Origin of the sequence: Myroides guanonis, assembly GCF_900114085.1 — a bacterium.
GTDB classification, from domain to species: Bacteria; Bacteroidota; Bacteroidia; order Flavobacteriales; family Flavobacteriaceae; genus Flavobacterium; species Flavobacterium guanonis.
In genome coordinates, this window is record NZ_FORU01000015.1 from 41,470 (window position 1) to 66,647 (window position 25,178).

Consider the following 25,178-nt stretch of genomic DNA (forward strand, 5'->3'; position numbering starts at 1 on the left):
TTCTTTTAGATCTTATGCTAAAAGAGGGAAGTGTAAGTTATTTAACTAGTTATCGAATTTTAAATTTATAAGAAAATTCTAGACTAAGTAAATGTTCATATTGAAATTTAGTACTGTGACCAAAAGTGTAAAAAGTCGGTCTATAAATAGCGCCAATATTAAAGTTGTCGAACACTGTAAAGTGTACGGGAATGACAAGACCAATAGCGCTATGGGCTCTTTTCTTAGTTTCCATTATAATAAATTGATATTCTTCTTTAAAAACAAATTCCCACATATTTCTTGCAAAGGCAACTCCATAGCCAACAGAAAATCGGTTGAATTGATGGTTGTTTGAAAGACTTACAAATACGGAACTTAAAGGCATATTGAGAGTTTCACTTGGATCTTCAGTTATGGGAACTGGATTGTTATAATCTTCAACAGCCGATAGTCTTAGACTTAGGAATTGTTTATTGGTATGATAATAGTCTAAACCGGCTGTAAATCCCATCATTCCAACAATGTTTACAGAACCTTCAAGTTCTGGTTTAAATTTGAAACCATTTACGAAGGGTAAACCTAGGTGTACATATAGATCTCCTTTTTGTCGTGAAAGTTCAGTGCTAAAGTATCTTTTGAATCCATTTTCTATTCCCTTAGTAATTCTTTCAGGGGTTATGGTTCTTATAGTATCATTGGTATCCAAAAAAATAGACTTCCTGTAGTAGAACCTTTTTGGATTAGTTAAATCCACTGCATAATTAACAGGAGCTAAAATAAATCCGCTTAAATTCACAAACACAAACTTCGGATCCCAAACAGGTTTTACCTTATAGTTTAGATTTTCCGTTTCTGTAATCAGTTCTAATTCTAATTCTTTTTTAGACCTTTCTACTTCTACTTTTGAGGGTAGGTCATAGATACTGTCATACACTCTAACTTTTGAGTTTGGAGCATTTGAACTAATATTGACTTTATATGTTTTATGATTCAGTACAGTGGAACAAGATGTCAACAGTGTCGTGAGTATAATCAATACTAATACGAGGTGTCTTTTCATGAGTAAGGTATTTCATTTTAGCGGGACAATATAGTGTATTTTTTAAAACATTTAAGATTTTGTTTGGAAATATTTTAGAGTAGCTGGTTGTGCTACATCATTTATAGAATTAAGTCGTTAATAATGGTTTTTTGATAAAAAATGTTAATCAAAATGCTTGAAGTTTATAATTAGTTTGTTACATTAGTGTAACTTTAAATTGTTGGAGGATATGGTTCTAAATTACTTAAATAGTATAACCAACATCAAAAATGAAATCAGAAAAAAAATTACTAGGAGCAGGTTTATTATCCGCTTTATTAGCTTCCCTATGCTGTATAACCCCTCTATTAGCACTCATTGCAGGAGGAAGTGGTTTTGCAAGTACATTCACTTGGCTAGAACCAGCAAGACCATTTTTTATAATTCTTACGATAGGAACCTTAGCTTTCGCATGGTACCAAAAGTTATTTAAATCGAAGGAAGAGATTGATTGTAACTGTGAGGATTCACGAAAAGAAAGTTTTTTAAGAAGTAAAGCTTTTTTGGGAATTATCAGTGTGTTTGCATTGATAATGTTAGGTTTTCCTTATTATTCTTCATCGTTTTATTCCAACACAAATACAAATAAAGAGGTATTGGATGTGAGCTCTTTAAAGAAAAGTCAGTTTACAGTTTTGGGGATGACTTGTTCTAGCTGTGAAGCTCACGTGAACCACGAGGTAAACAAATTACAGGGTGTGGTGAAAGTTACAACCTCTTATGAAAATAAGAATGCCGTGGTTGAATACGATGATTCCTTAACATCTATTAATGAAATTGAGAAAGCTATAGAAAAGACGGGCTATCAAGTAATAGATAAGTTTTAGTATTTATGAAGTTAGAACTATACTCTACCATCGTATGTCCTCAATGTGGATTTTCTAAGACCGAGCAAATGCCTACCGACGCTTGCCAATATTTATATGAATGTGAAGGTTGTAAGAAATTACTAAAACCTAAAGAGGGAGATTGTTGTGTTTTTTGTAGTTATGGAACTATAAAATGTCCACCAATCCAAGAATCTGGTGCCTCTTGTAAGACTTGTTAAAAGTGTAAAAAGAGCTTTGCTCGACGTTTTTTAGGTCGCTTTTTTATTTTAGTGTATTTATTTTTTAAAGTTCTCTTAGTTTTTTAATGATTTGATAGAGTGTTGCCTGTTCGTAAGATGCTGACAAGGTGTTTTTTAAAGGCGGTAAATGTGTTGTTAATCAGTCTTTGAAAAAGAAATATAATAAATGCTGTAATATAGTATGAAGTAAATATTTATCCCTAATATTGCACTGTTAGTCAAATCTGTTATTTGACTGGCTTTACTCCCTCTGTCAGGCTTCCAATTCTGCTGAGGGAGCTTTTTTTTATATAAGCTTTAGTTATGAGCTTTCTATTAGATAAAACACTTTTCCATTTGATAGTTTATAAGAGTAATACCTCTTCTTTCCACCTCTTGTTTCTTAATGACTTTATAACCTCTATTTAAAAAAAATGCTTTTGCTGTTATAGAAGCATGTGTATAAACAGATGATAAAGAGTAAAAGGATTCTAATTCATCACACAGTTTACTAGCGATTCCTTGTTTTTGAAAATCTTTGTGCACATACAGCATATCTAAACATCCCAAGGGGTCAATACTCCCAAATCCAACTATATTATTCTCTATCATTGCTATTAAGCAACATTGAGAAGAAAGTCTATGATGCCAACTATCTAGGTCAATATCCTCAGGTGCCCAAACATCCAATTGTTCTTGAGAATAATCATAGATATTTACATGGTGAACAGTATCGTGAAAAAGTTTAGTAATCTGTTGGATGTCTTGAGATTGGTAAGGTCTTATAGTCATTATAGCGTTGAATAAAATTATTGTAGACCGCAAAGATAATCTCTTCACTTTATATGTCAGTTTTGAAAACTTTTTTCTATAAAACTTTTCTTAAGTTAGTAAATGACAATATAATTGTAAAATATTTATTTTTGAATAATGACTAATAAGAGAGACAATGAATAAGTTTAAACCTAAGAAAGTTGAATTGAAAAATGGAAAAATTGTTTTAATAAGACAAGCAACAATTTTAGACGCAGAAAACCTTCTAAATTGTATAAAACAATATGTACCTCAAAGTGATTACATTCCTAAATATGAGCATGAGATAACGCTTACTATGAAACAAGAGGAGGATTGGATTAGTTCATTTATTACCAACGATAATTCTTTGCTTTTAGTAGCAGAGTTTGACAATCTAATAATAGGGAATATTGACTTAACAGGTAGTCGCAGAGAGATTATGGCACACACAGCTGTAATCGGTATGGGAATGCTAGAGGAGTGGCAAAATATTGGTTTAGGAACCATGTTGCTATCTTCAATCATTGATTGGGCGAAACAGAATCCAATTTTGGAATTGATTTGGCTACAAGTATATACTGTGAATGTTCTAGGAATGAATCTTTATCACAAAATGGGTTTTCAAGAAAATGGTGTTCTTAAAAACTTTTTTAAGCAAGACGGGAGCTACTTTGACAACTTAACAATGTCTATGAGTGTAAAATAACAAAGCCGCTATTTAGAGCGGCTTTGGATAATTAAAAAATACAATAGAAATTAGTTTCTAACGTCTATTCTGATTTCTTTTTCAACTGATTTACCATTTGAATTAGCAATAATCGTCAGTTTTTCTTTTCCTGTAATTCCTTTAGCAGTAACAATTAATGAGTCTTGTTTTATTTCATAAGTAGCTACTTTCGAATCATTAGATTTAAGTGATTTAATGATTGATACTGATGTATTATCTGCATCTACTACTTTGTCATTTAAAGCAATTGCTATTCGCTGATCTGGTGCAAGTATAACCTGATTCAATAAAATCTCTGGTGTGTTAGCATCTTCGAAGAATGGCATAGCAGGGAACCAGAAATAGCGGTCGTCATCCGTTCCCCATTCTCCACCTGATCCATTATCCCCATTTACTACAATGTTCTTCTCTAAACCACCATTGTTATTTACAATATGAACCCAGTTATAACTACCGCTATCTCCCCAACCATCGCGTTTTACTAGTAGTACTAATTTATCTGTTAAAGGGTCAACTTTTAAAGAAGCTCCGTAAAATCCAAGTTGCATATCTTGATTATCTTTACCTAAGTTATAAAATGCAGTGTTTAAGGATTGAGAATCAATATCAAATTTAACAACACCATTCCCTTTTGCCCAATACAATACATTTTGTTGTGTACTAGCAGAAAGGCTTCCAGCAGTCCAAGCATACCAAGTAGCAGTAATTGGAGCTTCTGTAATATCTACTTCTAAGGTGATTTCTAAGGTGTAAGGGTCGATTTTTATAAGCTTTTTGTTTGCTCCAACCCAAATGTTACCGTCTTTACTTTGTACCATCATAGCAAAGTCGTTTCCATCAATTAATTTTTCAACCGAATCAGTTTTGGTGTCGATTACATAGGTCCCCTTAGATTTGGTAATAGTAAATACATAATCTCCTACACGAACCATGTTCCCAGTTTCACCAGAGATTCCAGCAATGCTTCCTTCCAAGGACATAGTTTCAATGTTGAAGATAGAAACACCATTACTTGTAGCTATATATCCTTTTTTAGAAGTTATTCCAACAAATGAACGACCATCTCCTCCAATATCTGTAAGTAAGGCTTTCTTTTTAAGTGTTTTTGCGTCGGCTACAACTAATCTGTTCTGTTGTTTAGAAATAAGGAAAGTGTTTTCACCGTAGATAGTAGCAAATTGAGATGTTAATCCAAGTGTCTCTCCTGGGTTAGCGGCTCTATAAGCTCTGTATAGAACAGAACCATCATTTTTAAAATAGTTCACTGTTCCTAGGTCGTGTCCAAACCAGTCTTCATTGATTACATAGAATCCTTTCGCTGGAACGGCTAAAGATGCTTTAGAATCCTCAATAATAACAGTGTCGTCATTGATAGTTGGATCTTGAGGACCTGCTGGTCTAAGTAAAGAGTTGTCATCTGAAGAACAAGATGCTAAAGCTAGAACAGCCAATATAGGCAGTGAACGTTTAAAAAAGTTTTGTATCATTAGTTTTTATTTGAATTAGTTTTGAATAGTTGGAATAGAATTGTTTAATAAATGAAGGTCTTCGGCTCCCGTAATTTCTGTAGAAATTTCACCTAACCATCCAGCTTCTTGATTTACACCAGTATACACTTTTACAAAGTCGATTCCTTTAAGATGTACTTTGTTTCCGTTTTTGTCTACCGCCCAATCAATATCTATAGCCGATTGGTTTTCGTTATTTGGCAAATTATCCGCATAGCCCCATTCAAAAGCATACGACACCCAAAAAGGTTCCGATTCTGTTCCTTCGTTCACGGCATTATTCGGAAGTTTAGTACCTCTAAACGTAATCTTATCTTCTTTAATCCATTCAGGAAAATAACTTTGGTTGTGAAACATGTTCTTTGTTTTGAAACCAGAATTACCCTGGTTATCTGTCCATTTTATATATTCCACATCTTTTTCCCACTCTTGATTTCCAGATATTGGTTCTTTGTTAGAATTAGGTTTGTAGTAGGTTATTTCATAGTCTTTAATAGATGAGTTGTAAGCGCTACCCGCAATTTCATACCAAGTGTCATCAGGTATTCCATTTTTGTTTTCGTCATAAGAAACTAATACAATACCAGGTTCACTACTTCCACCTTCTGTATTATCACTATTTGGATTAGAGGCTGCTTTGAAAGCATTTCCTTTAATACGAAAATCCATAAAACCAGTTTTGTTCTCAACAGTATGGTCAAAACCAAAAACAATATAACCACCATATCCACCTAAACTGACCATAGAGTTTTTGGGACCTATTAAAGCTTTTTCTACTTTAGCCAACATACTTTCTTTAGTATCGCTAGCAGTGAAAGAAGGTAAGCTATTTGTAAATTGTCCTACAGCTGGTAGAAAATCATATACTTTTGAGATATAAGGGCTGAGTTTTGTATCCTTTGGGGGGATGGTGTCATTGTCATCAGAACAGCTAAAGAGAAATAAGCCGGTTAGAGATAGCAATCCAATTTTTAAAAGTTTCTTATCCATAGTTCATTAAGATTGATTTTTGCCAATCGCTTACGGGATAAAAAATGGAAAATTAGAAGAATGTAAAGAATATATAAACTAGGTATATATTCCTTTTAGTCTGTAATATTCGTCAGCCTTATGTCCCGAAAGCTTTAAAATTATTTTAATCTGGCAGGTCTTCTGACTTACTTCTTCTTTAAGAATCCTTCCCATTTTAATAAACAGTGGATATAGTAGTTTTAAAGAATTTAATGAAGCTTACAGCAGCGGGTCTGTTCAGGATTTACACCTGATTCCCTTTTAAGTAATATTTCCAAACGAAATATTTACACCAAAATTCACCGCGAAGATAACAATTAATTTGAAAGCACCCTTTTTCATTTTCTTTTTATAGATGGACACTCGTAATTAAATCTTCTTATAAGGTAGGTAGAAGGGTTAAATAGTTATTATTTTTCTAAACTTGAAGTAAGGTTATGAGTTGTTGATTCGCAACTTATTCCTAACTTTGGTTGTTTAAAATATCAACTTCTATGAACTATATATTATTTGATGGAGCTGTAAGAGAAGCTCTTTTACCATTTACATTTACTAGACCCGTTGCTGATTTGAGAATTGGTATTTTGACCATTCGAGAAAAATGGGAAATGTTGTTAGGTTATACTACGTCCACTATTACCGAAGAGTATTTAGCAACTAAGTATCCTATGATAGAAATGGAAGAGAACGTTATGATAAACGCTTCTTTTTTGCCCAATCAAGAGGTTGTAGATAAAATTAAGACTCTTGGAGAAAATCAACTGATACTTTTTAAAGAAGAGGTAGTCGCATTTTATATTGTAGGAGGACAAGAAGAAGTTGATTTTGATGAATTTGAATGGATTGAGTTAGAAGAGGATATAATCCAAGTTCAACACAAATGGGATCTGTTTCAAAAGAATGATCAAGCTTTAAGAGCAGATTTTCAGTTACTAACAGAAGATTCAATTTCAGAACCAATACCGTCTAGTGTTCAAGTCATAAATCCAGAAAATGTATTTATTGAAGAAGGTGCTAAGTTAGAGTTTGTAACGTTAAATGCTTCTACTGGACCTATCTATATTGGAAAGAATGCAGAAATTATGGAAGGAAGTGTTATACGAGGTCCATTTGCTCTAGGAGAAGAAGCTCAAGTTAAAATGGGTACTAAAATATATGGGGCAACCACTATTGGTCCACATTGTAGAGTTGGAGGTGAAGTAAACAATGCTGTGATGTTTGGTTACTCAAATAAAGGACATGATGGTTTTCTGGGAAATGCAGTAATAGGAGAGTGGTGTAATTTGGGTGCAGATACAAATAATTCAAACCTTAAAAACAACTATGGAAACGTAAAGCTTTGGAATTATGAAGTTCAGGATTATGAAGATACGGGATTACAGTTTTGTGGATTGATGATGGGGGATCATAGTAAATGTGGTATTAATACTATGTTTAATACAGGTACTGTTATAGGTGTTGGTTGTAGTATATTTGGTGGTGGATTTCCAAAAACATTTCTACCTAGTTTTACATGGGGAGGAGTAACGGAAGATACGGTTTATCAATTAGACAAAGCATTGGAGACAATGGAGGTAGTGATGTCTCGCCGACATATAGAGCTAACGGAAGAAGATGCAGATATTATTAAGTATATTTTCGAGAACGAAAATCAGGTATAAGATTTTTTGTTACTAGATAAAATCAGACGCTTAAAGCACCCATAATAGTGGTAGTTTTAAGCGTTTTTTTTGAAATATTAATTTTATAGTATTTATCTATAATGAACAGTTTCAGGTCTGCTATAGCTGAAGCTTTGAAGAGTGAAATAATGATTTCTTAGCGAATTTGTTTTTATAACACTTTGTCCTCTATCGGGAACGCTAGGATAGTATGCTATAGAAAGTTGAATACTGTTGAATACTAAATAGTCATTATAAATCGCTACACCGATTCCAAGTTTAGAATACATCTTAGGATCTAGAAAACGATTTTTATTGTCTCCAATAAATCCAGCCTCAATATTTATAAAAGGATTGAAACGAAAACCATTCCAATCATATGGAGCATAAGATTGGAGTTGGTAAGCAAAATGAAATCTTCTAGTACCTTTTATCTTAGAAGCATTTAATCCTTGTATGCTTGCCTCCATGTACAATTCATCACCCGTATGTGGATATCGGTTATATCCAATAACCAATTCAGGATTAAAGAAGTGACGAAACTTCCAATTGCCCAGATGGGACAGTTTTGTAAAATAAACACCTTCAATTAAAAAAGCACTTTGTTCAGGACCGGATTTAGTAAAATAACTTCCCCATTCAATATTAGTAGAAAAATAACCATGCTTTGTATATTTTCCAAAGGCAAATTTGGCTCCCAAATAGGCTCGGTCCTTACCGAAACGATGATTCCATCCCCCTGTTATTGAAAAAATCTTACCAACTTGAATATCTTCGATTATATCATAGTTATAAATAAACTTGTCTTGAACATAGTTAACCGAACTTATTCCTATAGAAGCTAATAGTAGTTTTTGACTACCATAAAACCCAAGAGTGTCAAAGTCATGAAGAGGTTTTTCTGTATAGTTTTGTTGCATATATCTAATAGATGTACGCAGATTCGTAATTTCAGTTTGGTCTTTGTATTTGGTATATAGAGGCATAGAATACCCAGCCCAAAAATCTTTTATATTATACTTAAAACTTTGTAATTCATAATTGTAGTCTTTATCAGGTAAAGAGTCTCTTAAAAAACGTTGATAAATACTAGCACCTCCTGCCCATTTGGTATACGGAGAATAAAAGGGGCGATCAAATCCAATACTTTTTATATAATTATTTTCGTAGTCAATGTCATATAACAATGTTGAACGAATAAAAGTGTTTTGAATGTTGTTAATGTTATAACTGAAATTATAAGCATTCTTGTTCTCATTGAACCTAGTTTTGTACTGTGCACTAACTTGATGTCCAAAACCACCAAAGTTCCTGTCTGTCAATTGCAATCGTCCAGATGAGGTAGTTAGAGACCCCGTTGGAAATATACTCCAAGAGTCTAAAACACGTACAGATACATCAATCGAATCTGGATTGTTTTCAATAGGAATAGGTTTAATTAATACGCGTCTTACATAACGTTGGGTACGAATTAAACGTTCAGACTCTTTAATGATTAAAGAGTCAAAAACATCATTTTTTTTGAACATTAAGAATTTCCGAATTGTAAACTCCTTTGTCTTTAGATTCATTTTATTTCCAAAATCCTCAAGCTTATTCTTAGGAACTTTTGTTGTATCTGATTCTGAATACCCGAAAGGGTCAAGCGTAGTTATATTTATATTTCGAATTACCTTGTTCTGTCCCTGTTCAAAATTTCGGTTTGCTTGAACGACAGGTTCCGTACTTTTAGATGAGGATGGTTTTCTAAATACCAATCTATGTAGAAAACTTCCAGTTTTAGTTTTTTTAGAAAAACCTTCAATATTGTTATAAATTTTTATAGAATCGTTCTGTGTATGTTGGTTTTGAGACCATACTACAACATTACAGTGGATGATTAAAAACAACACAAAAACAACTCGAATCATCTATCAATTTTAAAGTAGAAATATATAAATATTTTTTTATTATTAAGTGTTTATTTCCAAATCGCTGATATAATCTTCATATTCATAAAAAAACAATTCAAAGGCACTCATTTGAGCATCAAAAAATTCAAAAATAGTAGGCCAAGACTTTTTGTTGTTAATGCTTACTCCATCGAGATGAACCCAAATTCTGCTAATTTCTTTTCCGTTTTCAAGGAAAAAATGACGTTCAAAAATAGCCTCTGGAAGGTATTCTTCAAGTAAAATGTTTTTTAACGATTCAATCTTTTCATAATAGATTGTTCTCTTTTCTTCATCTTTCGGTTCAATATCTAAGAGCACTTGAGCAATTTTATTGTCCGCATAAAACTTAAAGGAAACATCTTTGATTTTAGTTTTGTGTAATAACCATTTTTTAGGATATTCATTTGCAAATGAAATCCAAAAGTCTTTTTTAATTTGTAGGGCTTCTTCTTTAGAGAACATAGAGAAATAAAATAATATTCGTAAATTTAAGGTATCTATTTTAGAACATCAAACTTATGACTTTTGATTCATTTTTACACAAAATACCTGAGATTAAAGAAGCACCACTATTAGCTGAGATGGCTCATATGAAAATGGCACCTCTTGAAAGGTTGAAATATTTAAAAATTACAGAAGATCAAAAGCTACAATCTAGAAAATCAGCAGTTATGATGTTGTTCTATCCAAAGGGGAATAATACATTTTTAGTATTGATTGAGCGTGCAGCATATCAAGGTGTTCATTCTTCTCAAATTGCTTTTCCTGGAGGAAAATGGGAACAGCAAGATAAAAACTTAGAGGAGACAGCACTTAGAGAGACCGAAGAAGAAATAGGGGTTGATGCCTCTAAAATTGAGATTATAAAGTCTTTCACTCAAATATATATTCCACCTAGTAATTTTTTGGTCGCTCCATTTATGGGGGTTTTAGAAACAGAGCCAATATTTAAACCAGATGCAAAGGAAGTAGCAAAAATAATTGAATTCCCTATAGAGGCTTTGTTTGAAGATGATCTGGTAAAAACAATTCTAAAAACAACCAGTTATGCTAAGGATTTGGAGGTTCCTGCATATGTTTACAGGAATTATAAAGTATGGGGAGCAACTGCAATGATGATGAGCGAGTTAAAAGAGACTTTGTTTTTAACTTGTAATAGTTAGTGTTATCAAAGAATAAATCAAGTATTCAATAATTTTAAATGCGAATTGTTCTTACATGATGCATATGAAAAATGTTTTTTAGGAAGAAGAAAACATCTACTTGTATCAAAAAACAGTAATTTTATCCACTGATAAACACACTATGGATTTATTTAAAAAGACGCCTTTTGGACATAATCTATTAATCAAGAAATGGCTAATTAGAATTTTCGGTTTTTTAACACATCGACGATTCAGAGGTTTTAACGAATTGAAGATAGAAGGGTCAGAAGTAATAAAGAATTTACCAGAAACGAATGTACTTTTTATATCCAATCATCAAACTTATTTTGCGGATGTAGTTGCCATGTTTCATGTTTTTAATGCAAGTTTAAAAGGGCGTATTGACTCGATAAAGAATATTTTTTATATATGGAATCCCAAGCTTAATCTATATTATGTTGCAGCATCTGAAACTATGAAAGCAGGATTGCTTCCTAGGATATTGTCTTATGTTGGGGCAATACATGTAGAGAGAACTTGGCGTTCAAAAGGTGAGGATATAACAGAAAAGAAAGCGGTTAATCCTAACGATACAGCTAATATAAAAAAGGCATTAGATGACGGATGGGTTATAACGTTTCCTCAAGGGACAACTACATCTTTTAAACCGGTTAGAAAGGGGACAGCATATATTATAAAAGAACATAGGCCTATTGTTGTTCCAATTGTTATAGATGGATTCAGAAGGTCTTTTGATAAAAAGGGACTCTACATAAAAAAGAAAGGTATTTTGCAATCTATGGTGATTAAAGAGCCTTTAGAAATAGATTATGACAATGATTCTATAGAAGATATTGTAGAGAAAATCGAATATGCAATTGAGCAACATCCTTCATTCTTGAAAGTGATTCCGCAAGAAGTGCTAGAAGAGGAAAGCAAGTTGAATAAAAAAAGGGAATGGTAATAAGATATTTCACTTAACCATTCCCTGATAATTTATTGAAAATGAATCATTATTAAATAATGATATTCTCTTAAATTAGATAGCTTCTATAATTGCTGTAAAGTCTTCTGCTTGTAATGCTGCGCCTCCGATAAGACCTCCGTCTACGTCTTCTTGTGAAAATAACTCTTCAGCATTTGATGGTTTAACACTTCCACCATAAAGGATAGAGGTGTTAATTGCAGTCTCATTGCCATATTCACGCTCAATTTCACGACGAATAAATGCATGCATCTCTTGCACTTGTTCAGGACTTGCAGTTTCTCCTGTACCTATAGCCCAAACAGGTTCATAAGCAATAACGATATTGGTCCATGCTTCTTTCTTTAGGTGAAATAAACCGTCTTTTAATTGGTTAAATATAACGTTTAAATATTGTTTGTTTTGGCGGTCTTTTAATTCTTCACCAATGCAATAAATTACACGCATATTATGATTTAAAGCTGTATTGACTTTGTCGGCTAATATAGCGTCTGTTTCATGAAAATAGTGTCTGCGTTCAGAGTGACCTATGATTACAGTTTCAACACCTACACCTTTTAGCATTTGTGCAGATATTTCTCCAGTGAATGCACCGCCTTCTGCTTGGTGCATATTTTGTGCAGCAACAACAATATTGGTATGTTCTAAGTGGTGAACAGCCGAAAATAAGCTAGTGAATGGAGGGGCAATAATCACCTCTACTTCTTTATCTGTCGGTAGTTTTTCAATTAAATCATCAAGAAAAGCGTGTGTTTCTGATACTGTTTTATGCATTTTCCAGTTACCCGCTACAATAGAATGTCTCATTATTTATTTAATTTTTTTAATAGGCTCATTAGAGCCTCATCATTTGTGTCAATAGCTTTATACATTGCTACATTACTCTCTTTATCTATCAAAATATATCTTGGTATCCAATCCAAATTAATAGATTTACCAAAATTACCTTTCATACCGTCTGTAATCCAATAATGATCACCTTCTAAATCATATTTTTCAATGGCCTCTTTCCAGCTTTGTTCTGTTTTATCAGCCGATAGAAAAACGTAATCTACTTCTGGAAAATCAGTTTGAATTTTCTTTAAATCTGGAAATCCTTTAATACAATCTGGACACCATGCGGCCCAAACATCAATTAAAACAACACTGCCACGATGTTTGTCTAGTATCTGGTTCAGTGCTATTTTGCTTCCATCTAAAGCAACTAACTCTTCACCTAAAGCTTCCGGACTAAAACTGTTCGGAGATTTCTTTTGACAAGCAGCTAAGCTTATTAGAGCAACAAATAATAAAATTATTTTTTTCATAAAGCTTTAATTTTAAGATTATTAAAAAATTCGAAGATGCTATTGCATTCTTGTTAACAAATTTACTAATAATGAAAGAATTTAAAAAGGAGTTTATAGTTAATTAGTATTGTAAAAACACTAAAAGTAGGTATTAATGAAGTTTGACTCTTGGGTCCAAATAAGCGTAAACAAAGTCTACTAAAACGGTAATGATAACAAAAATTGTAGATATAACTAAAACCGCTCCCATAATCACAGGAAGGTCTAAAGTATTTAAAGCGTCAACAATTTCTTTTCCTAAGCCATTCCATCCAAATATATACTCTACAAAAACAGCTCCTGCTAACATAGAAGCAAACCAACCTGATAGTGCAGTTACAACAGGATTTAAAGAGTTTTTAATAGCGTGTTTATACAATACTTGTGCGGTAGAAATTCCTTTCGCTTTCGCTGTTCGGATATAATCTTGATTTAGAATTTCTAATAAAGAATTTCTCATTAATTGAATCACAACCCCCAGCGGACGAATACCTAAAACAATTGCTGGTAATATACTGTTTTTAAGAGCTAGGTAATTACCGTTTCCATAATCATCTACTTCAAATAAACTGCCACTCATAGGTAATTGAGTCCAATCGTGAAGTAGAAAACCAAATATCCAAGCAAATAGTATAGCACTAAAGAAAGAAGGTAAACTCATCCCGAATGTACTCACAACAGTAATGGTTTTATCAATCCATGTGTGTACATTAAGAGCTGCAATAATTCCTAAAAAGACACCTACTAACAAGGCAATTAGTATTGCAAAAACCGCAAGAAAAGCTGTGTTTGGCAATGTTTCATTTATAATAGTACTAACTTTTTTACCGTTTTTCTGAAAGCTTTCTCTTAGGTATGGAGGTTTTATAACCAGTTGAATGTTTTGGTTTTTCCAAATAGGGAATTCATTGTATTTTCCAACACTGCAATACGTAAAGTCTTCAGATTTAAGACTGTGTAGTGAGATAGGAGATAGATCATTCAAATAATATAAATATTGCTTCTCAATTGGTTTGTCAAAACCAAACTTCTTTTTCAACAACGCTAATTGCTCTGAGTTTTCATTTTGATCTAACATCATACGAGTAGGATCGCCAGGCAATATATTGAATAACAAAAAAACCACAGTTACAACTCCGAAGAGCGTAACTATGGCATAAATTGTTTTTTTAAGTAAGTACGAAAACAAGTTAGTTATTTTAAAGTAACTAAGTCACGGTCTTTCCAGTGACGTTTTTCTACTATAGTACCTTTTTCTAGTACAACAATACTAGGGTTAGCTCTTTCTATGGTTTTGATAGTGGTTCCATCACAGCTATAGTAATCAAAAGGCAGATCGTATTTTTTAACAACAGCTTCATAGATGTCTGGTGTTGAGGCAGTAAGTCCGATTACTTTATAGCCTTTTTGAGTAGCTTTGTTTGAAAAATCTTTCATAACAGCTAATCCTTCAGCATCTGATCTGTTTAAGTCATATGTTGTTATTATGATTAGTTTAGGCTCTTCCATCATTTCTTCTAAATAACTATCACCGTCTTTTTCAATTGTAAAGTCGTGAATAGCTGGTTGAAAACCTTCAGAAATCAAACGATCTTCTCTGCCTACAAACGTTGCGTTAGCAGGTAAGTTCGCTAATTCTTTATCTGAAAAGCGTTTGTCTTGACCATCAACATTGTAAATAAAAGTAATCTCATATTCAGATTTTGGAGCACCTTCTGGTATTTCCATATCTTTAGTAATATTTGTTCCTAATTTATAGGCTCTAAAATCTTTAATAGGTAAGTGATTTAAAACCCAATATCCCATAAAGCTACATAGAGCCAATGTTACAAGTAATATTATTCCAGAAATACTATTATTGAAAAGAGGCTTGATAAATTTGCGGTTAAAAATCAGAATAGATATAAAAATTAAAAGAATAACATCTTTTGAAAAAGAACCCCATGGAGTTAATGGAATTGCATCTCCAAAACAACCACAATCTGTCACCTTATTAAAATAAGCGGAGTAGAAAGTTAGAAACGTAAAGAAAACGATCATTAAGAAGAGTAGGGTAAGCGTTAGTTTTCTCTTGAAACCTATTAGCAACGCAACACCTAATAGAACTTCTGCGATTACTACTATTAAAGCAATAGAAAGTGCATGAGGCTCAAAGATTGGCATATTTAATACTCCTTCTGAAAAGTATTCTTCAAGTTTAAAAGAGAACCCTATTGGGTCGTTTAGTTTAACTAAACCAGAAATTATAAAAAGGACTCCAACGATGAGTCTTGACAAATTTGTAATAATTTTCATATTGATATTATTTGTTGTTTGGATAATCTAAAAGGATAAGTGAGAATACAGCATAATTTAGCATGTCTTGATAATTAGCGTCTATTCCTTCTGAAACCAAAGTTTTTCCCTGGTTATCTTCGATTTGTTTTACTCTCAATAATTTTTGAAGAATTAGGTCGGTAAGTGAGTTTACTCTCATATCTCGCCAAGCTTCACCATAATCATGGTTTTTATTTTCCATCAAAGATTTAGTGATTGCTACTTTCTCATCATAGAGTTGTAGTGCCTCTTCTAAATTAAGATCAGGTTGATTAACAACTCCCTTGTCTAACTGAATAAGTGCCATAACACAATAGTTGATGATACCTATAAATTCAGAAGTTTCATCTTCATCCACTTTTCGAACTGAGTTCTCTTGTAATCCTCTAATTCGTTGCGCTTTAATAAAGATTTGGTCTGTCAAAGAAGGCAATCTTAGAATGCGCCATGCTGGACCGTAGTCTTTCATTTTTTTTTCAAATAGCGCTCGACAAACTGCAATTACTTGGTCGAATTCAGTGGAAGTCCTCTTCATTTCTTTTATATTTGTGGAAATAATTTCTTCAAAAATAACAATAAAGTCAAATTATTAAAACTATAGCCATTAATAATATGGAAATATAGGTTAAATAAAATAATATGAGTGAGTTTACAATCAATTGCAAAGGAAAATTAGTTGAGTTAGATACTCCTAAAGTTATGGGAATCCTAAATATAACACCTAATTCTTTCTATGATGGAGGTCGTTATAAGAGCGATTCAGACTTTCTTAAGCAAGCCGAAACCATGTTTGTAGATGGCGCGACTTTCTTAGATTTAGGCGCTTATTCCTCGAAACCCAATGCTGAATTTGTATCTGTTGAAGAAGAAGCACAACGCTTGTTACCTGTTTTAGAATTGTTGTTAAAAGAATTTCCTGATGCACTTATTTCTATAGATACATTTAGAGCAGATGTTGCTAAAAAAGCAATCAACAGTGGAGCTGCAATAATAAATGATATATCAGGGGGAATGTTAGATTCTAATATGTTGCAAACCGTAGGGGAATTGGGAGTACCTTATATTATGATGCATATGAGAGGGACACCTAATACCATGCAACAGTTCACTCAATACACAAATCTGATCAACGATATCTTATATTATTTCTCTGAACGTATTTCTTCTGCTAGAAGTTACAATATTAAAGATATTATCATTGACCCAGGTTTTGGTTTTTCTAAAACCTTAGACCAAAATTATGAGTTGATGCAAAAGATGGAATTGTTCTCAATTTTAGAATTGCCTTTATTAGTGGGTATTTCGAGAAAATCAATGATATATAAATTACTAGGAACGACTCCTAAAGAAGCTTTAAATGGTACAACTGTCTTAAATACTATTTCTTTACAGAAAGGAGCTAAAATACTTCGAGTACACGATGTAAAAGAAGCCGTTGAAACCTTACAAATTTTAAATAAAATACTATGAAAAAATTAGCATTGCTAGTAGGTAGTTTGGTGTTATTATCATCTTGCAATAAGAACTCTATGGAACTTTCAAGAGCCTCTTATACAGTAATAGATAATATAGAAGATCATTCTCCTATCTATTTTGAGGTAAATAAAGAACATTCAGACTCTTTAATTGTGAATAAGAATAATGTGGTTTCTGGAACTAACTTTATACTTTCGGTTTCAAGAGATCTAAATCTAGAGACAGTATTAAAAGAAAGTCAAAAAATTAAAGAAGATAAATACAAAGATAAAGTGCATCCCGATTCTAAAGGAATCTTTTTTAGTTATGCAGATACCTTACATAAAAACTTAGCGTTTTTTCCGATCAAAAATATTGAGTTTGCCTTTTTAAGACCACAGAATATTGATAATCTATTGTATATGAATGCTTCTAAAGATTTGTTCTTTGAAACCAAACCTGTTGAAAGAGAAGGATTGAAAGAGTTGTTAAAGCAGAGAGCAGATGTACAATTAGGGTTTAGTAAATCATTAAACTTCGAAAGTTATCTTCAATTGAGAGTTTTTCTAGAAGAGAATGATTTAGATGGTAAATTTGAAGCTGTTGATATGGTTTATTAAATGAAATTTAAATTTTATTAAAAGCCCAAGCTAATTAGCTTGGGCTTTTTTTATGGTGTTATGTGAAATGTTGTAGCGCTCATCCTTCTCAATTTCTTGTGTTTACTTCGTTTGTAATCAATACAGTAGTTTTTTATCGTTTTTATATAATAGGGATTTTAGAAAAACAATTCGATGTTTTCTTCATTGTAATTGACTTCTTGTTGATTTATTAATATTAGGTTTTTATGATAAAGATTTCGTAAAGCAGGTTTAACGGTCAGGTTTTTTAATACCGATATGTTTGCCATGTAAAAACTAAACAAAATATTAAAAATGAAAATCAACAAGACTTTATCAATTTGGGCAATGAGTGTTGTCCTTGCGGGAATGAGCGTTAGCTGTAATAACGATGATCCGTCAACTTCTAAAGATGATCCGACAAAAGAAGATCCTACAACACCTCCAGTTCAAAATAATCCAGTGACTTTAGCAAATCACTCAAAAACACCAGCCTTTGTCTTTGCGATGCCTGGGTTTGATAAATTGGAGATATTTTCATTGATTTCAAGTGAAGATAAGTTAAAAGATTCACCAGAATTCGTTTTTGGAGGACAGCCTGATGGTGCAGGATTTATGAAAAATCCAAACGGAGAAGGATACCTAATGATTACAAATCACGAAATCATGCAATCGGTATCAAGAGTCTATTTAGACAAAACATTCAAACCGGTAAAAGGAGATTATATTGTTGATGGTATTGGTGGAATTACGAGACTTTGTTCAGCTACTCTAGCACAACCTCAAATTCACGGTTTCGGACCTGTATTTTTAACAGCAGGTGAATCTGGGGAAGAGAGTATGGTTCATGCTATAGATCCATTGGGTTCTACAGATTTAAAGTCATCTACTGACAGAGTACTACCAGCACTTGGAAAAGCAAGTATGGAGAATGCAGTGCCTTTACCAATGGACGTTTCAAACGGTAAAACATTAGTTTTAATAGGAGAGGACCAAGGTTATGGTTCAGGACATCAAAGTGCAGGACAGTTGTTGATGTATGTTGGAGAAAGAGGAGATTTACAAAACGGAAAGTTATATGCTTTAAAGAGAAAATCTGGAGGTTATACGGAAATGGATATGACCAAAGGAAATGAATATGATGTTGAATTTGTTGAGATTCCAGATGCGAAGAACTTAACAGGTGCTCAAATCAATCAAAAGAATATGGATTTAGGGGTAATTCGATTTTCACGTGTTGAAGATGTTGATTACCGCAAAGGAGCTGCTAAAGGAAACGAAATTTATTTTACAGCTACAGGTCAGGCAAGTGGTGGAAATCCTGTTGCAGGTTACACTATGTGGGGACGCGTGTATAAGTTAGTGCTTGATAAGAATGGAATGTTAACTGGTAAATTGTCTGTTGCCGCTGAAGGGGATAGTAATCCTGGACACAATTTAATTAACCCAGATAATCTTTGCGTTACAGAGAACTACGTTTATATTCAAGAAGATGGAGATTCTTACTATGCTGATGCGAAACACGATTCGTATATCTGGCAATACAAAATGGCTGACGGTAGTTATAAACCATGGTTGAATATGAAACACAACAGAGAAGATAGTCAATGGCAAGCAAATTACAATCAATCTGGTAATTTACAGAAATTTGGTTCATGGGAATTTGGTGCTATGGAGGATATCTCTGATTTGGTAGGAATTCCGAATACATTCTCTGTTAATATTCACTCTCACACTTGGCAAAGTGATGCATTCAAAGATGCTGATAAAGCAGGTGTGAATACGAATAAAGAAGGAGGGCAGGTTGTCATCATTCGAAATGTAGAGAAATAATATACTAATTTTTAATAACCTCAAAAACTGATAGTAGAAACCAGTTTTTGAGGTTTTTTTATACCTATGCTAAACATCAAGAATTTTTCGCTTTTAATAGTTTTAACCTCTTTTATAATAGGGTGTAATAAGACAACAAGTGATTATAAAGACATTTCTAATTCGAACTATCTAATAGTACAAGTAGATTCTTTAAGCAAACCAATAGACGAACTAATCATTGCAATTGAGCAAAAATCTGATAGCACTTCCATTAGAAACTATTTTATTGAAAGTAGAGAAGCTTATAAAAAAATAGAATGGGCTGTTTCTTATTTTCTACCCCATACGGCTAGTGCTATAAATGGCCCAGCTCTGGATAAACTAGATTTAGACGAAAATAAATTCATTCCAGCAGAAGGTTTTCAAAAAGTAGAGGAGTTACTTTTTCCAGAAATTGATAAAGAAGGGTTCTCAGAATTACTGATTCATGCTCGCAAATTGAAAAATGCAGTCAATGGAATTAGAAAGAATTTTGAAGTAATAACTATTTCAGATGCAATGGCTTTAGAAGCATTAAAATTGGAGGTTTTTCAGATAACGACCTTGGGAATAACTGGCTTTGATACACCGGCAAGTAGACTTCAGTTTGTGGAAGCAACAGCTAGTTTACAAGGGATTAAAGATTTTATAAATACTAAAGAAGAATGGAAATCCACCAAAGCATTTGTTGCTATCAATACGTTACTTGAAAAGTCAATTCACATTTTGCAATCGAGTCCATCAAAGAATGATTTTAATTATTTAGGATTTATAATAGAGAATTTAGTTCCTTTAAGCCGACAAGTTGTAGCATTGCAAAAAGAACTAAAAATCCCATTTCTAGAATATAATCAAGCAATCAAAGGAGAGATAGGTTCTTTGTTTGAAGAGAATGCCATTAATATCAATTCTTTTTTACCGGACAGTAGTTATTATGCAACACCTGCAAAAATAGCATTGGGGAAGGAATTGTTTTTTGATAAGAAACTCTCTAAAAATGGAGACCGCAATTGCGCTTCTTGTCATCATCCAGAAAAAGCTTTTACAGATGGATTAAAAACATCTTTAGACTTAGCTGGTAAGCCTCTTCAAAGAAATGCTCTTTCTCTAAACTATGCTGCATATTATCACGGACAGTTTTGGGATATGCGAAGTGTGACTTTAGAAAGTCAATCATCGGATGTTATCACTAACGTTGATGAAATGCATGGAAATATGGAGGATATAGTTGAACATTTGAATAAAGATGAGGTTTATAGTGCTAGTTTTAAAAAAGTTTTTAATACTACTAAACCTATCGAGGTAAAACAATTAGAGAATGCGCTTGCTTCTTATGTTCGTTCATTGGCAGTTTTCAAATCTCGTTTCGACTTGTATATGAGAGGTGATTATACTCAATTATCAGATCAAGAAAAGCGTGGGTTTAATTTGTTTGTAGGAAAAGGGCAATGTGCAACTTGTCATTTCATACCTGTATTTAATGGTACAGTTTCCCCTTATTTTAGGAGTTCTGAGCAAGAGATATTGGGTGTGCCAAAAGATATAGCAGGAACGGAATTAGATTCAGATTTAGGTCGTTATGTGTTTAATACAGATCTCGAACAACTAAAACATTCTTTCAAAACACCTACTTTAAGAAATATAAATGAAAGTGGTCCATATATGCACAATGGTGTTTACAATACTTTAGAGGAAGTTATGGATTTCTATAATAAAGGTGGGGGTATTGGTTTAGGATTGGAAGTAGAGAATCAAACACTACCTGATGCACCATTGGATTTGACTGATGAAGAAATGAATGCGATTATCGCTTTTATGAAAGCGTTGAGTGATTCATAGAGAAAATAATAAATAGTTAATTAAAAAGCCTTGTGTAGAGATATACAAGGCTTTTTTAATTGGGATGAAATCTTATTAAAGTTCAATGGTTTTGAAACCATCATCTTGTAAGCCCCATAAATATTGAAATCCATTAGGAGTAAAATAAATACTTGGGTGAAAATCTTGGTGATGTAAGTTGTGTTTTTTCATTGCTGATTCACAAACTACTATTTTAATGTCATAGGAAGTCGCTTTTTCAATCAAAGGTATAAGTTCTTGGTTTGTAAGTAGTTCTTTAACCACTGGTCCAATTAAAACAATCTCATATTTAATTTGACTACTTTGTTCTTTAAAACTAATGCCACTATTAATTGCTCCCATAAGATAGCTGGCTTTATCAACTAAGAGAGCATATTTACCTTCTTTTTGAATAGGATATTCCAATGTTCTTTCCTCGATGGATTGAGCATTCATAGAAGTAATTGGAAGGAGATTTAAAGTGAGTAAAAAAGCAATATGTTTAATTTTAATCATGATTATAAATGTTGTTTAATAATTTGTTCTAGTTCATTGGAAGGAAATACGCCAGATTGTTTCCATTTCTGCTCTCCATTTTTAAAAAGCATAAGTGTTGGTACACTGCGGATATTATAAGCAGCAGCAACAGCTGGGTTTTTGTCCACATCTATTTTTATAATAGAGGCTTGATCTCCTATTTTTTGTTTTAATTCATCTAATATAGGAGCTTGTGTTTTACATGGACCACACCAAGTAGCAAAAAAATCTACGAGAATAGGCTTGTCTTGATTTATGATTTCTTGAAATGTCATAGTAGTTGTTATTTTAAACTTAGAAGATTAGAGTAAGATAATAAATCAAAAAGATATTAATAGCTTTCTTTAATAAAAACTCTAATAATTTGCTTTTTTTAAAGATGTATATATGTTATTTGATTTTTTTAAACTCAAAATAAATATCCATTTCTTCGTTAGAAACGTTTGCTTTTAGCTTTTCGTCTTCAAACCAATATTTAATCTGATTAGGAAAATCTAATGAGTCGTTAATACAAATAAATTCGTTATTTCGTATTTCTGTTATTTTGAATTCTATAGGGGTTCTTTCCTCATGAGTTTGAACAAAAAAACTCCATTTATCATTTGCCTTTCTTAATTGCATTTTCTCAAGACTTATAGTGTCACCTTTTTGAATTGTAAATCCAATTCCTGAAAATTCGGTCGGACTTATTTTAGTCCAACTTTCAAAAGTTTCTTTTCCGTCTTTATCATTTAAACGTTTCCAATCTCCATTCAACCAATCAAAGTTGTCTACTATTTCTGTTTTTGTTTCAATAGCTGAATTTTCACTCTGATTGTTTTTCGTATCCTGTTTACAAGATATAGCTAAGGTTGAGACTAATAAAATGTATATTATTTTCATATTATTTTGTTTTTATAATAGTTAGTGAATTTATTTACTAGATAAAGTTAGACAAATAATTTAGGTGAATCGTTTTTATTGATATCTGATAATTTGCAAAGGAGCAAAGGAGCAAAGAAGCAAAGGAGTAAAGGAGTAAAGGAGTAGGGTCGAGCGTAAAGTTTTAGTCTAGTAGACTAAAATAGCGACGGAGCCAGCAGGCGTGCTGGAGTAAGGATCATAGAAGCAAAGGAGTAGGGTCGAGCGTAAAGTTTTAGTCTAGTAGACTAAAATAGCGCCGGAGCCAGCAAGCGTGCTGGAGTAAGGATCATAGAGGCTAAGGAGTAGGGTCGAGCGTAAAGTTTTAGTCTAGTAGACTAAAATAGCGCCGGAGCCAGTAGGCGTGCTGGAGTAAGAAGCATAGAGGCAAAGGAGCAAAGAGGCAAAGGAGCAAAGAGGCAAAGGAGCAAAGAGGCAAAGGAGTAGGGTCGAGCGTAAAGTTTTAGTCTAGTAGACTAAAATAGCGACGGAGCCAGCAGGCGTGCTGGAGTGAGGAGTATAGAGGCAAAGGAGTAGGGTCGAGCGTAAAGTTTTAGTCTAGTAGACTAAAATAGCGCCGGAGCCAGCAGGCGTGCTGGAGTGAGGAGTATAGAGGCAAAGGAGCATAGAGGCAAAGGAGCATAGAGGCAGGGCTGATTGTTAAATTTTAGTCTGGAAATACTTTTGCATTGATAATAGTTTCAATTTCGGAAATTAAGATTTCATTAAGTGAAGGGCATTTGCTAATATGATCTAGAAAAAAATAGGCATAAGAACGATACGCTTTATGATATTATTTGCATACTGTTGTGTAGTTTGTAAGTATGTAAAGTTTTTGAAATCATTGCGTTATACATATTTACATAGTGTTCTTTTAGAGTAAATCATTTCGCTATTCATGTAGTTATATTTATTTAAAACATAATTTTAAATATTTAATTATATTAGCAGGCAATTTAACGAAATGCGGATATAGGTGTTGTTTTACAAAACTTCAATCTACTGTGTTGCGTAAAGAAAAAAACAATGTCACCTGTGGTTTTAGCCAGCATTACAATTTTAAGATGGTTCATGATAAAACAACAGCAATTCGGTAATTAATTTTTTCGGATTCGTTCCATTGATACTATTTTTGAACCAAAATAATTAAGGAAATATACAATGAAGAAATTTTTAAAAATCATTAAGTTCACATTTATAACCATTTCAAGTATTTGCTTACTATTTATCTTATATTTTTTTATCAGCAATAAATTATTTTTAGAATCTAAAAATGAAAGTAACATAACCTATTTGAAAAAAAATAGTACTGAAACTACAAATTCAATTAATGACAAATTATTTGATGATGATTTTTATAAATCAAAGGTTTTCCTTTTGGGAGAAATTCACGGTTATGCTGACAATCAAAAATTAGATAAGGAGTTGCTTTTTTTTCTGAATAAAAAGTTAGGTGTTAAATATTACATTGCAGAAATGGATAGCATAACAGCTAAAAAACTTAATCACTTCTTGACAGATGGCTTGAAAAATCAAGAAACATTGAAAGAGGTAGTTTTGGCAATTAAAAAAAGAATTCCTCAACAATCAAGTCAAGAACTATTTGACAAATGGAATTACATTTATGATTATAATCAAAAACTAACAGATTCATTAAAAATCACAGTAATTGGGATAGACAAAAATTTCGATGATGATTCAAAAATAACAAGAGATTTGGCAATGGTAATTAATTTTAAGAATTCAATTAAACAATTGAATCTTGAAAATGAAAAATTCTACGGTCTTTTTGGTTATTTCCATGTCTTGCAAAATATAACTGAAAATGGAAAAGAAACATTTGCTTCTGAACTAAAAAAATCTGGTATAAAAACCACAAGTTTTGTTAGTTATACTATAGACAGCGAAATGTACCTTCCTAAAACCCCCCAATTACCTACACCGGAGAATGAAAAAGTGGATTGGATTAATGCAGATGGTCCATTGCAACTTGTTAAGGGAATCAATGATTTAAAGGAATTAAGTAAACCCAATTCAATTACCCTTTTTAGGTTAAATTCAGAGAACACCCCTTTTCTAAAATCTCAGCACCTAATTAGTGTGAAATCGAGAGTTTTTGGAGAAAATGTTGTTCCTCAAAAAGGTACTTTTACAACAGATTATTTTCAGTATATTTTTCTATTGAGAAATTCCAAAGCATTAACAAAACTGAAATAGAACACTACAGCTATCAACAGTTTGACAAGATGATGTTTTTAATGCTAAAATTAAGGGAGTCTTTAAATCACGGTTCACCTTTCAGACTCCTTTATGGCCAATCCGCCTCCTGGATCGTACACTAAAAATGTATACTAGACATTTTCTTACCGCTGCGCCCTCCAGTCTCCGGTCCCATCGTTCCTGTCCCCATATTTAGTCTCCTGTCTCCTTTATTGCCAACACGCCGCCTGGC

General features: G+C 32.8%; 25 protein-coding genes and 1 riboswitch. Of the genes, 11 read left to right on the forward strand and 14 right to left on the reverse strand.

Annotated elements, in window-relative coordinates:
• Nucleotides 1–49: 49 nt before the first annotated feature.
• Nucleotides 50–1,042, reverse strand: coding sequence for a hypothetical protein (locus tag BM024_RS11680; RefSeq protein ID WP_143077768.1), 993 nt, complete (start codon nucleotides 1,040–1,042; stop codon nucleotides 50–52).
• Between the two features lie 251 nt (nucleotides 1,043–1,293).
• Between BM024_RS11680 and merTP the strand changes: the two genes are divergently transcribed.
• Nucleotides 1,294–1,890: a mercuric transport protein MerTP gene (gene merTP, locus BM024_RS11685; RefSeq protein ID WP_090680536.1), complete on the forward strand. Its 597-nt coding sequence runs from the start codon at nucleotides 1,294–1,296 to the stop codon at nucleotides 1,888–1,890.
• 5 nt (nucleotides 1,891–1,895) lie between these two features.
• Nucleotides 1,896–2,111, forward strand: a complete 216-nt coding sequence (locus BM024_RS11690) for a GDCCVxC domain-containing (seleno)protein (RefSeq protein ID WP_090680540.1) — start codon at nucleotides 1,896–1,898, stop codon at nucleotides 2,109–2,111.
• 336 nt (nucleotides 2,112–2,447) lie between these two features.
• Here BM024_RS11690 and BM024_RS11695 read toward each other — a convergent pair whose 3' ends face one another.
• A complete protein-coding gene (locus BM024_RS11695; protein ID WP_090680545.1) occupies nucleotides 2,448–2,903 on the reverse strand; it encodes a GNAT family N-acetyltransferase in 456 nt (151 codons plus the stop codon).
• A 157-nt stretch (nucleotides 2,904–3,060) separates the two neighbouring features.
• Here BM024_RS11695 and BM024_RS11700 point away from each other — a divergent pair, with 157 nt between their 5' ends.
• Complete coding sequence (locus BM024_RS11700; protein WP_090680550.1) at nucleotides 3,061–3,612, forward strand: GNAT family N-acetyltransferase; 552 nt, start codon at nucleotides 3,061–3,063, stop codon at nucleotides 3,610–3,612.
• Nucleotides 3,613–3,662: 50 nt separating this feature from the next.
• Here BM024_RS11700 and BM024_RS11705 read toward each other — a convergent pair whose 3' ends face one another.
• Complete coding sequence (locus tag BM024_RS11705) at nucleotides 3,663–5,120, reverse strand: DUF5074 domain-containing protein (protein ID WP_090680553.1); 1,458 nt, start codon at nucleotides 5,118–5,120, stop codon at nucleotides 3,663–3,665.
• Between the two features lie 15 nt (nucleotides 5,121–5,135).
• On the reverse strand, nucleotides 5,136–6,131 hold the full coding sequence (locus BM024_RS11710) for a PKD domain-containing protein (protein ID WP_090680556.1): 996 nt from the start codon (nucleotides 6,129–6,131) through the stop codon (nucleotides 5,136–5,138).
• Between the two features lie 135 nt (nucleotides 6,132–6,266).
• Nucleotides 6,267–6,464: riboswitch (cobalamin riboswitch) on the reverse strand.
• Nucleotides 6,465–6,646: 182 nt separating this feature from the next.
• Here BM024_RS11710 and BM024_RS11715 point away from each other — a divergent pair.
• Nucleotides 6,647–7,813, forward strand: a complete 1,167-nt coding sequence (locus BM024_RS11715; protein WP_090680559.1) for a GlmU family protein — start codon at nucleotides 6,647–6,649, stop codon at nucleotides 7,811–7,813.
• 92 nt (nucleotides 7,814–7,905) lie between these two features.
• On the opposite strand, the gene BM024_RS11720 is transcribed toward BM024_RS11715, so the two are convergent.
• Nucleotides 7,906–9,723, reverse strand: a complete 1,818-nt coding sequence (locus BM024_RS11720; protein ID WP_090680562.1) for a BamA/TamA family outer membrane protein — start codon at nucleotides 9,721–9,723, stop codon at nucleotides 7,906–7,908.
• Between the two features lie 42 nt (nucleotides 9,724–9,765).
• Nucleotides 9,766–10,209, reverse strand: coding sequence for a DUF4268 domain-containing protein (locus BM024_RS11725; protein WP_090680566.1), 444 nt, complete (start codon nucleotides 10,207–10,209; stop codon nucleotides 9,766–9,768).
• Between the two features lie 56 nt (nucleotides 10,210–10,265).
• Between BM024_RS11725 and BM024_RS11730 the strand changes: the two genes are divergently transcribed.
• Together BM024_RS11730 and BM024_RS11735 are read left to right on the forward strand one after the other, a co-directional pair.
• Complete coding sequence (locus tag BM024_RS11730) at nucleotides 10,266–10,910, forward strand: NUDIX hydrolase (protein WP_090680570.1); 645 nt, start codon at nucleotides 10,266–10,268, stop codon at nucleotides 10,908–10,910.
• Between the two features lie 142 nt (nucleotides 10,911–11,052).
• Nucleotides 11,053–11,856 carry a lysophospholipid acyltransferase family protein gene (locus tag BM024_RS11735; RefSeq protein ID WP_090680574.1) on the forward strand — a complete coding sequence of 268 codons (804 nt, stop codon included), beginning with the start codon at nucleotides 11,053–11,055 and terminating at the stop codon, nucleotides 11,854–11,856.
• Nucleotides 11,857–11,931: 75 nt separating this feature from the next.
• Here the strand turns inward: BM024_RS11735 and tpiA are convergent, their stop codons facing one another.
• The 5 genes from tpiA to BM024_RS11760 form a co-directional block, all read right to left on the reverse strand.
• On the reverse strand, nucleotides 11,932–12,684 hold the full coding sequence (tpiA, locus tag BM024_RS11740; protein ID WP_090680577.1) for a triose-phosphate isomerase: 753 nt from the start codon (nucleotides 12,682–12,684) through the stop codon (nucleotides 11,932–11,934).
• On the reverse strand, nucleotides 12,684–13,184 hold the full coding sequence (locus BM024_RS11745; protein WP_090680580.1) for a TlpA family protein disulfide reductase: 501 nt from the start codon (nucleotides 13,182–13,184) through the stop codon (nucleotides 12,684–12,686). Before BM024_RS11745 ends, tpiA begins: the two co-directional genes overlap by 1 nt.
• Nucleotides 13,185–13,317: 133 nt before the next feature.
• Entirely contained in the window at nucleotides 13,318–14,394 is a 1,077-nt protein-coding gene (locus tag BM024_RS11750; RefSeq protein ID WP_090680583.1) for an ABC transporter permease, read from the reverse strand.
• 5 nt (nucleotides 14,395–14,399) lie between these two features.
• Entirely contained in the window at nucleotides 14,400–15,500 is a 1,101-nt protein-coding gene (locus BM024_RS11755; protein WP_090680586.1) for a BT_3928 family protein, read from the reverse strand.
• Nucleotides 15,501–15,507: 7 nt separating this feature from the next.
• Complete coding sequence (locus BM024_RS11760; protein ID WP_090680589.1) at nucleotides 15,508–16,056, reverse strand: DUF1599 domain-containing protein; 549 nt, start codon at nucleotides 16,054–16,056, stop codon at nucleotides 15,508–15,510.
• Between the two features lie 104 nt (nucleotides 16,057–16,160).
• Here BM024_RS11760 and folP point away from each other — a divergent pair, with 104 nt between their 5' ends.
• From folP to BM024_RS11780, 4 genes are all read left to right on the forward strand, one after another.
• The gene (gene folP, locus BM024_RS11765) at nucleotides 16,161–16,991 is read left to right on the forward strand and encodes a dihydropteroate synthase (RefSeq protein ID WP_090680594.1); all 831 of its coding nucleotides are present in this window, start codon (nucleotides 16,161–16,163) and stop codon (nucleotides 16,989–16,991) included.
• A complete protein-coding gene (locus BM024_RS11770) occupies nucleotides 16,988–17,596 on the forward strand; it encodes a hypothetical protein (RefSeq protein WP_090680596.1) in 609 nt (202 codons plus the stop codon). The genes folP and BM024_RS11770 overlap by 4 nt, the downstream gene beginning before the upstream one ends.
• A gap of 315 nt (nucleotides 17,597–17,911) precedes the next feature.
• The gene (locus BM024_RS11775; RefSeq protein ID WP_090680599.1) at nucleotides 17,912–19,429 is read left to right on the forward strand and encodes a hypothetical protein; all 1,518 of its coding nucleotides are present in this window, start codon (nucleotides 17,912–17,914) and stop codon (nucleotides 19,427–19,429) included.
• A 66-nt stretch (nucleotides 19,430–19,495) separates the two neighbouring features.
• Nucleotides 19,496–21,289: a cytochrome-c peroxidase gene (locus tag BM024_RS11780; protein WP_090680603.1), complete on the forward strand. Its 1,794-nt coding sequence runs from the start codon at nucleotides 19,496–19,498 to the stop codon at nucleotides 21,287–21,289.
• A gap of 75 nt (nucleotides 21,290–21,364) precedes the next feature.
• On the opposite strand, the gene BM024_RS11785 is transcribed toward BM024_RS11780, so the two are convergent.
• The 3 genes from BM024_RS11785 to BM024_RS11795 all read right to left on the reverse strand — a co-directional run bounded on the left by BM024_RS11785 (nucleotide 21,365) and on the right by BM024_RS11795 (nucleotide 22,708).
• A complete protein-coding gene (locus BM024_RS11785) occupies nucleotides 21,365–21,805 on the reverse strand; it encodes a DsrE family protein (protein ID WP_090680606.1) in 441 nt (146 codons plus the stop codon).
• Nucleotides 21,806–21,807: 2 nt separating this feature from the next.
• The gene (trxA, locus tag BM024_RS11790; protein ID WP_262493032.1) at nucleotides 21,808–22,113 is read right to left on the reverse strand and encodes a thioredoxin; all 306 of its coding nucleotides are present in this window, start codon (nucleotides 22,111–22,113) and stop codon (nucleotides 21,808–21,810) included.
• Between the two features lie 103 nt (nucleotides 22,114–22,216).
• Nucleotides 22,217–22,708: a DUF6265 family protein gene (locus BM024_RS11795; RefSeq protein ID WP_245753886.1), complete on the reverse strand. Its 492-nt coding sequence runs from the start codon at nucleotides 22,706–22,708 to the stop codon at nucleotides 22,217–22,219.
• A gap of 1,311 nt (nucleotides 22,709–24,019) precedes the next feature.
• Between BM024_RS11795 and BM024_RS11800 the strand changes: the two genes are divergently transcribed.
• Nucleotides 24,020–24,943: a hypothetical protein gene (locus BM024_RS11800; protein ID WP_245753887.1), complete on the forward strand. Its 924-nt coding sequence runs from the start codon at nucleotides 24,020–24,022 to the stop codon at nucleotides 24,941–24,943.
• Nucleotides 24,944–25,178 lie beyond the last annotated feature (235 nt).